Source organism: Paraburkholderia diazotrophica (assembly GCF_900108945.1).
Lineage (GTDB): Bacteria > Pseudomonadota > Gammaproteobacteria > Burkholderiales > Burkholderiaceae > Paraburkholderia > Paraburkholderia diazotrophica.
The window spans coordinates 21,657-30,952 of record NZ_FNYE01000058.1 but is presented as its reverse complement, the minus strand read 5'-3'; the positions used below and the strand labels follow the sequence as shown (position 1 = coordinate 30,952).

General features: G+C 61.7%; 5 protein-coding genes and 1 pseudogene. All 6 read right to left on the bottom strand.

What is annotated here, in order from left to right:
• A pseudogene (locus BMW76_RS37345) lies at nucleotides 1-211 on the bottom strand (IS5/IS1182 family transposase); the annotation flags it as partial.
• A gap of 1,135 nt (nucleotides 212-1,346) precedes the next feature.
• Complete coding sequence (locus tag BMW76_RS37340) at nucleotides 1,347-2,552, bottom strand: pyridoxal phosphate-dependent aminotransferase (protein ID WP_090873786.1); 1,206 nt, start codon at nucleotides 2,550-2,552, stop codon at nucleotides 1,347-1,349.
• A gap of 13 nt (nucleotides 2,553-2,565) precedes the next feature.
• A complete protein-coding gene (locus BMW76_RS37335; protein WP_090873782.1) occupies nucleotides 2,566-4,236 on the bottom strand; it encodes a thiamine pyrophosphate-dependent enzyme in 1,671 nt (556 codons plus the stop codon).
• A 36-nt stretch (nucleotides 4,237-4,272) separates the two neighbouring features.
• Nucleotides 4,273-5,682 (bottom strand): FAD-binding oxidoreductase, encoded by a 1,410-nt coding sequence (locus BMW76_RS37330; RefSeq protein ID WP_090873781.1) that lies wholly within the window; start codon nucleotides 5,680-5,682, stop codon nucleotides 4,273-4,275.
• Nucleotides 5,683-5,686: 4 nt separating this feature from the next.
• The gene (locus BMW76_RS37325; RefSeq protein WP_090873780.1) at nucleotides 5,687-7,120 is read right to left on the bottom strand and encodes an aldehyde dehydrogenase family protein; all 1,434 of its coding nucleotides are present in this window, start codon (nucleotides 7,118-7,120) and stop codon (nucleotides 5,687-5,689) included.
• A gap of 1,173 nt (nucleotides 7,121-8,293) precedes the next feature.
• The gene (locus BMW76_RS37315) at nucleotides 8,294-9,268 is read right to left on the bottom strand and encodes an IS5 family transposase (protein ID WP_090873778.1); all 975 of its coding nucleotides are present in this window, start codon (nucleotides 9,266-9,268) and stop codon (nucleotides 8,294-8,296) included.
• Between the last annotated feature and the right edge of the window lie 28 nt (nucleotides 9,269-9,296).

The window sequence follows — 9,296 nt, the reverse complement described above, 5'->3', positions numbered from 1 at the left end:
GCACGAAGTGAATCCGCAGCATGCGCTCCAAACCAATCGGCGGTCGACCGTTACCGCGTTTCGGATAGTACGGCTCGATTACCGCGCACAGTTCGGTCCACGGAACGATCGTGTTCATCGTGTCAAGAAACTCGTCGCGTCGCGTGCGTTTGCGTCGGGTCTCAAACCCCGCGCCTTGATCCGCGGCCATTGCGAGCGTCTGCTGCTTCATTGCCTTTTGCCTTTCTCGTTGCTTGTGCACTCTATAACGCTTGATGCGCACAAGCGGTGGACTTAATCAGCATTGCCTTAATAGCTTGCGCATCGTCAGGCCGTCATACGGCAACTTTCGAACCGCGCTACGGACAGTTCCTGGTAGGTTACTGATGCGACTTCGAAGCAGCGTTGAACTGGAATACCAGCTGAGCGCAACGCGCAGCGTTCGGATTGACAATCTTCGTTTTCCATTTCCATTGCGCTGGCGAGCGGTGCGTGGAAGATTTCGATTATCTACAGCGCGCAATGCCGGAGATACAACACGTTCAGAGGTTCGGCTCAGGGCCGAGCAACTGTTCGATATTTGCATGACGCCCGATTCGTCTGGCGCGGTCACGACGAATCTGGCGATCGATCTTGGGCCATTCCGGCCGCGCCTGGAGCCTGACTGGGATGAGCTTGGCCGTGTATATCCGTATTCACGTGGATTCGGTCTCGCGCTGGTGCGGAGCATGTTCCAGAGTCCATACTTTCCCTGGGACCTTCGTGAAACTGCATGGGCATTGCGAACACCGCCCCGATCTTTACAGATGACACTTTTTCGTGAGGGCTACAGCTTTGATGCTGCACTCCGGCGGTGCCGACAACTGAACACGCTGCTGGAGAAGGGCGACACCATGACGGGACTCAGCGCTGTGTGCGTTGGTCGAGAGGCCCCGGGTATATGGAAAAAGGAGTCCGGCAACGGTCGAGGCTACGGTGTTTCTCCAAAGTCTTAGCTCTCTTCGCTTCAGCGAGCGGAGTCAGGGCGTAAAAAAGGCGGTTACCAAAGACCGTCTGGCAACCGCCAAACACCCCTGGAGGAGTCAGACTCAGAAGCGATGACACAGTTCGACCGTCGCAATTAATCATCAGTGAGTTCTTGCCTGAACCATACCCGATGATCCGAACACGGCCTGAGCCTGGCGAGCACCGTTTTGCCGACCCGCGACGCTATCAGAATCTCTGGAACTTGCGGTACGTATGTCGCCAGGCCACGCGTTCCGTCCAGACCGGGTGTCAATGCCGAACTCCAACTTTCGATACTTCGTTGCACAGCAGGCAATGCGGGGCTGGCAAAACCAGTTCCCGCGCCATGTCACTTTGCGTTCCTATCGGCTCAGTCTGGCGACCGCCGCAGCAATGCGGCGGATGGCCTCCGTCAAAACAGCCTCGGAGGTGGCGGTGGAAATGCGAAAGAAGGGCGACAGGCCATATGCGGTACCGGGGACTGCCGCCACATGGGCCTCTTCAAGCAGGTAGCGGGTGAAATCCTGGTCGTTCCCGACACGCGCTCCTGTCGGCGTGTGGCTCCCGATGAAGGCTTCGCAACCGATGTAGGCATAGAAGGCCCCCTCTGGCGGCGCCAGCTCGAGGCCCGGCACCTGCCGGACTGCCGCCGTCACGAGATCGCGCCTGCGTTCAAATGCGTCGCGATAGCGACCAACCTCATCCTGCGGCCCTTCCAACGCAGCCTGTGCAGCCATCTGCGCAACGGTGCATACGGAAGTGCAGGATTGGCTCTGCACGGTGGCCATGGCCTTGATCAGGTCGCGCGGGCCAGCGGCGTAGCCAACTCTCCAGCCCGTCATGGCGTAAGCCTTGGATACCCCGTTGACGATCAGACTTCGGTCGCGCAATTCTGGGCAGGCCCTGCCGAAAGAGACGAAGCGACGGCCGTCAAAAATAATATGCTCATAGATCTCGTCGGAGAGAATCAGCACCTGCGGATGTCGTTTGAGCACTGCACCGAGCGCCTGCAACTGCGCCTCGCTATACGTTGCTCCCGACGGGTTGCAAGGCAGGTTCAGAAACAGCCACCTTGTGCTCGGGGTGATGGCGGCTTCCAGCACATCGGGCGTAAGACGGAAGCCATTCTCCGCCGTACAGGCCGGTGCCACCGGGACGCCGCCCAGCAGCTTCACCATCTCAGGGTATGAGACGAAGTAAGGCGCGGGCACGATGACCTCGTCCCCATCATTTACGGTCGCCAGCAATGCGTTGAAGATAATCTGTTTGGCGCCGTTGGCCACTGCGATGTCGTCCATCCCGTAGTCCAGGCCGTTCTCCCGCTTGAACTTGCTTGCCACGGCGCGGCGCAGTTCCGCCGTGCCCAGTGCTGCTGTGTAGAGCATCCGGTTGCCGCGGGCCGCAGCGAAGGCCGCTTGCGTGATGTGAGCCGGTGCGGCGAAGTCTGGCTCGCCCAGCCCAAGGTCGATCACATCGACCCCGGTGGCGGCCAGTTCCTTTGCGGCCTGGGAAGCCGCCATCGACGCCGACGGCTTGACTGCGGCCAGACGTTCTGCAATGCGATTCATGTGCATGTCTCCGTTACTCGGCCTTGTCCATGGCTGCCAGCGCGGCCTGACGTATCTCCGTCAGTGTCTGACGCGGCGTGAGCGCTTCAGCGGCGATATTCAGATCCAGCACCGCGCCAGTCTTCGAGGCCATCGCGCGTTCGAAAGCGGCCTCGAAGTCCGCCGTAGTCTTGACCCTTTCGGCATGGAATCCGTAGGCCCGCGCCAGTGCAACGAAATCGGGGTTGACCATGGTTGTTCCCGAGACACGTGCGGGGTAGTTGCGCTCCTGATGGGCGCGGATGGTGCCGTAGATACCGTTGTTAAGGATGAGAACGATGGGCTGAGCGCCTGCCTGCAGGGCAGTGGCCAGTTCGGTGCAGTTCATCTGGAAGTCGCCATCACCGGCGAAGCACACCACGGTGCGCTTGGGGTAGGCGATCCTGGCCGCCACTGCGGCCGGTAGTCCATAACCCATGGCGCCTGACTGCGGCGCCAGCAGTCGCGCCTTGGGTCCGAACTTGAAGAACTTGTTTGGCCATACGGTGAAGTTGCCGGCACCATTGGTTAGCACGACGTCCTCAGGCAGCCGTTCCCGCAGCCACGCGCTGATCTTCACCATGTCGACTGGCGAAGGCTGATCGGGCGCGTCGAAGGAAGCCTCATAAGAGTTGCGCGCCGTCTCGAGCCACGCGACCCAGTCTCCGCGCACCGGCTGGATAGTCTCGGCGAACGCATTGGGCCCCGCCTGGATGCCGATAGTCGGCTGATAGACCTTGCCGATTTCCAGATCCGACGCATGCACATGGATGAGCTTCTGCCTGGGCGTCGGCACCGCCAGCAGCGTGTAGCCGTCGGTGGTCATCTCGCCGAACCGGACGTTCACGGCCAGGATGACGTCAGCCTCGGTCATCAGCTTTCGCACGTGCGCAGGCATCCCGACGCCGGCTTCGCCGCAAAACGCGGGCGAGAAGTTGTCGAACTGATCCTGGTACCGGAACGCGGCGACCACGGGGATGCGCGATTCTTCGGCGAAGCGCTGCAGAGCGACGCGGCCCGACTCGTTCCAGTTGCAGCCGCCGATGAGTAGCAGTGGGCGTTGGGCTGTCGCGAGCAGATGCCGGGCTTTACGTAGCGCCTCGGCGTCCGGGGCAGGCTCGGCGATGTCTGCCGGGCCGTGAAGCGGCGCGGCCTCCGTGCGGGAGGTCAGCATATCCTCTGGCAGTGCGATGACTACCGGACCGGGGCGTCCCGTGGTTGCCGTCTTCCACGCGCGGGCAAGGATTTCGGGAATGCGGTCAACATCGTCGATCTCGACCGCCCACTTGGCCATGCTACCAAAGACGGCCTTATAGTCGATTTCCTGAAAGGCCTCGCGCCCTTTCATGTCGGTGCCCACCTGGCCGACGAACAACAGCATGGGCGCGCTGTCCTGCATCGCCGTGTGCACACCGATCGAAGCGTTAGTGACGCCTGGACCGCGCGTGACAAAGCAGATACCGGGGCTGCGGGTCAGCTTGCCATAGGCCGCGGCCATGAAAGCGGCGCCCCCCTCGTTGCGGCACAACACATAGTCCAGCCGCCCGGTGGTGTCGTGCAGTGCATCCAGCACCGCCAGATAGCTTTCGCCAGGGATACCGAAACTTTTCGTTGCCCCAAGCGCGATCAGGCTTTCGACCAATAACTGTCCGCCATTGCGTGTCATTTCATGAGTTCCCAAGTCGTGAGTCACGGTCCCGCGTCACTGGTGCAGCACAGCGCCGGGGTTCATCAGATTTCCAGGGTCGATGGCCTGTTTGATGGCGGCCATCAAGGAACGCTCTTCCGGCGAGCGGAGTGCGTCTGCGAGTGATACCTTGGACCGGCCAAGACCGTGCTCGGCGGCAAAGCTGCCTCCCAGCGAACCCGCGAGCGCGCCGATCCGTTGCGCGAATTCCGATGCCAGCTCGCCAAAGCCCGATTGACCCAAAGGTGGTGTCAGGTTGAAATGCGTGTTGCCATCGCCCAGATGGCCGAACGGGTTCACACGCACGCCGGGCAACACGCGCCCGCACAACACGGAAGCTTGCTCAATGAATTCGGCGAGCCGCCCGGGCGGTACGGAGACATCGTGTTTCAGTTGGGTGCCTTCCAACCGCTGGCCTTCGGGCTGTTCCTCGCGCAAACGCCAAAGCGTCGCGCGCTGCGTGTCATTGACGGCAACCACGCCGTCGAGCACCTCGCCAGATTCCAGCCCGTCGGCAAGTGCAGCCTCAAGTATCTGCTCCAGCGGGACCAGCGCCGAACCGGCGGTCATCTCCACGAGCAGGTACCAGGGCGCGCGCTCCTGTAGTGGATAGCTCAGGCCGTGTACATGGCGCAGCGCCATGTCGAGCCCGAAATCACAAAAGAACTCCATCCCGCTGATGAACTCGCATGCGTCTGCCCGCAGGCGCTTGCCGAACGCCAGCAGCGAGGACACGTCGGGAATCGTGAGCAGCGCCGTAGCCCGATTGCGCGGGGCGGGGTAGAGCTTCAGCACGGCGCGCGTAACCACTCCCAGTGTGCCTTCCGCGCCGCAGAACAGGCGTCGCAACTGGTAGCCCGAGTTGTCCTTTTGCACCGCCCGCAGGCCGTTCCAGACGCGGCCATCAGGCAGCACCACCTCCAGGCCGAGTATGAGGTCCTGCATCATGCCGTAGCGCAGCGCGTGGTTGCCGCCCGCGTTCGTGCCGATCAGCCCGCCGATCTGGGCCGATCCCTCGGCCCCAAGATGCAGCGGAAAGATCAGCCCGTGAGCATTTAGCGCCTCGTGCAAGGCGGCCAGCACGACGCCAGCTTCAACCTCAATGTTCTCGGCTGCACGGTCGGGCCGTCCGATCTTTGTCATCCGCGAAAGCGACAGGATTACGCCGCCTGGTTTGCCAAGCATCGCGGCGCCGCACAACCCGGTATTTCCGCCCTGCGGGGTCAGCGGGACGCCAGCATCGTGGCAGGCGGCGACGACTGCCGCCACCTCGGCGGTCGATGTGGGCCGGGCCACACCCAGGGGAGGCTCACCGTAACGGTTCAGCCAGTCACGGCTGTAGCCCGCCGCATCGGCACCGCTGAGCCAGCCGATGGGGCCCAGTAGTTCCGCGAGTTTTTGCGCCAGGTGTTTCATCATGATCATGTGCCTAGCCTGCGGAAACATAGGCAGTCTTGACGGCGGTGTAGAAGTCCATGGCCATCGGCCCTTGCTCGCGTTGGCCGAGGCTGGATGCCTTTCGACCACCGAAGGGCACGTGATAGTCCACGCCCGCGGTCGGCAGGTTGACCATCACCATGCCCGCGGTCGAGCTACGACGGAATAAGGTGGCGTGTTTGAGCGAGGTCGTGCAGATGCCCGAGGACAACCCGAACGGGGTATCGTTGGCCACCGCGAGTGCTTCGTCGAAATCGGCCACCTTGATGACCGACGCGCAGGGGCCGAAGATTTCTTCACGCGAGGAGCGCATGTCGTTGCTCGCGCCGATGAACAGCGCCGGCCGCTGAAACCACCCTTCACGCTCCAGCCGTTCGCCGCCGCGCACCTCGCACCCCTCGCGCGCAGCCAGGGCCACATAGTCCAGGTTGACGGCGAGCTGAGCCTCGGAAACCACAGGTCCGATCTGGGTATCTGCTTCCAGTGGATCGCCGATCCGCAGTGCGCCGCGCGACGTCTCGAGCGCGGCGACGAAGGCGTCGTGGATACCTTTCTGCACGATCAGTCGCGATGATGCGGTACAGCGTTGGCCGGTCGAATAGAACGCGCCGTTCAGGCAGGCCTTCACGGCCATCTCCAGGTCAGCGTCATCCATCACGACCATCGGGTTTTTGCCGCCCATCTCCAGCTGGACCTTCTTCAGTCCAGCGGCGCAGCCCAGCGCGATTTGCCGTCCCACCCGTTCCGAGCCAGTGAAGGAAATGGCCGCAACATCGGGGTTATCCACCAACGCCTGGCCGAGGGTCGCGCCCGACCCCATCACCAGGTTGAAGACGCCCGGCGGGCAGCCGGCCTCCAGGAGGATCTGCGCCATGACATGCGCGCATCCCGGTGTGAGATCTGCCGGCTTGAGAATGACGGCATTACCGGCAGCCAGCGCCGGCGCGGTCTTCCATGCGGGGATGGCAATCGGAAAATTCCAGGGTGTGATCAGCCCTACTACGCCAAGCGGGCCCCGGGTCACATCCACTTCCACGCCCTGGCGAACCGAATCGATCTTCAGACCTGTCATACGCAGCGCCTCGCCTGCAAAGAACTGGAAGATCTGGCCCGCGCGGTGCGCCTCGCCGATGGCCTCCTGTAACGGCTTGCCTTCTTCACGCGCCAGCAGATTGCCGATTTCGTGTGCCCGTGCAAGGATCGCATCGCCAGTCCGGGCAAGCACGTCGGCCCGTGCCTGAGGCGTAGTTGCGGCCCATGCCGGCTGCGCGGCGCGTGCAGCGTCGACCGCTGCATCCAACTCTTCTCGACCGGCGCGGGCGTACAGGCCGATCAGTTCGTCGGGAAGAGAAGGGTTACGGTTCTCGTTGACGCCGATGCCGTCAACCCATTTGCCGCCGATCAAGTTGCGATGCACTTTGTCCATCCGAAAGCTCACAGGTTAGTGGTGTTGCGTATTCGCCTCGACCGATCCCGTCACCAAAGGTCTCAACGACCGTTCATTCAGCAGCGCCGTGGGTTCTGGATCGACATGCGCTTATTCGACGAACTTTATCGCCCAAAGGATGAGTGCCTCCATCCCCATCGGGGTTACGGGTCGCGATGTAAGCACGCCGCGTCTGCAAGCAATCCGCCTCCGGTTCTGAGAGAGCGCTTCGGCCGATTTCGGATTCAGTCGGATCGGCAGATTTGGCTAAGATAATAGGTGAGACGTCATATGTCAATGTGGCGGAAGGGGCGTTTGCAAGAGACTGTGCGCCGTCCGCGACACCATGCACGTGTGGGCGGGCCGCACGGCAATGATTGCGGTCGAATCACGCAGCGAGCACACCGCCGACTTCGACCCTTGCGGGCGTCCCGCGCGGCACGGCGCACTTTCGAGAGGGCCTTTTTGGCCGCCCCGTTTTCCGTAAACCGCTTTGTTTGAACGGGTCGCAGGGCCCTATGCAGTTGCGACAACCCGGCCTGCGTACCGTCGCGCATGTCGCGACCGAAGCGCCAGCAGACAGCTCGGGTCGCCTAACCCAACGTGATCGGGGCTGGTTCGGTCTGTCGAACCTGATCGCTTGTTCCTTCTTCGGGTCGCAGACGCAGAAGTTTAACCTTGCAATCGAGGTAACCGCATCGCCCGGGATGAACAAGGCGGAAGTGAAGTGTCAAACGATACCATTGGTGTCGTTGATTGCCTGGCACCGAGTTTGGTTAGCTCAACCTTCATCATCCCACTGCACCGCATCCCATATCTCGTTTGACATAGACATCGAGAGCTAACGGTATAATTTCCGAATGGAACGCATTGACTTCATCAACCCGGACCGAGTCGCTTGGTGTTGCGCCGATAGGCGAATGACACCGGGCGACCTCGCGTCGGAACGGGGCATAGCTCCGGTGACGATGGAGGCGGTCATGCAAGGGCAAGGAGCGATGACGTTCAACCAGTTAAGGCAATGCTGATCAAGCCGTGTAAACACGACTGATTGCGATCAAGGCATGTGTAATCTTTCGAGATCGCGAATAACAGCCGTAAAAGCGGGGCATTGCAGCTCACGTTATGCCCCTTGAGGGGCTCCGCACGGGCTTTTCGCCCGCTTTCGGCCCTTTACGGGCGTACCTGTGCCGTCGAACGACCTCGCCACATGTAGAGATTGGCCAGCGCGAGCGCGACGAAGGCGCGATTGGCGTTCTTCGCCAGGCCGCGGTAGCGAACCTTCGTGAAGCCCCACAGCCGCTTCACGACCGCGAACACGTGCTCGACCCGGGCACGGATCTTCGACTTGTTGCGGTTCTTGCGCCGCGCCACTTCGTCGACGATGTCCTTGCGACGCGTGCGCTTGTTGGTGAAGTCGCGTGCCTTCGGAGCCTTGCTGTGAATCAGTGCTTTCTGGCTCGTGTACGCGCTGTCACCGTACACGCGTTGCTCCTCACCGTGCAGCAACTGTGGCAGTGGGTGTTTGTCGTGCACGTTCGCGGCCGTCACGACCGCGCTATGAGCCAGCCCACTCTGACTGTCCACACCGATGTGCAACTTCATGCCGAAATACCATTGCTGGCCCTTTCGCGTCTGATGCATTTCGGGGTCACGCGCCTTCTCCTTGTTCTTCGTCGACGAGGGTGCACCGATCAGTGTCGCGTCGACGATCGTGCCGCTCTTGAGCTTCGCTCCGCGCTCCTGCAACACCAGGCCTACCTCGGCGAAGATTCGCTCTCCCAGCTTGTGCTCTTCCAGCAGGTGCCGGAATTTGAGCAAGGTGGTGGCGTCCGGCACCGTTTCGCTGCCCAGGTCAATGCCCACAAAACGGCGCATACTGAGGCTGTCGTACAGCGCCTCTTCGCACGCAAGGTCGGCAAGGTTGAACCAGTGCTGCACAAAGTGAATCCGCAACATGCGCTCCAGCGCAATCGGCGGGCGACCATTGCCGCGTTTCGGATAAAACGGCTCCACCACTGCGCACAGTTGCGCCCACGGCACGATCGTGTTCATCTCGTCGAGAAACGCTTCGCGTCGCGTAGGTTTGCGCTGCGCCCCGAATCCTGCGCATTGATCGACAGCCATCGCCAGTGTCAGTTGCTTCATTACGTTTTTACTTTCGCCATTGCACGTC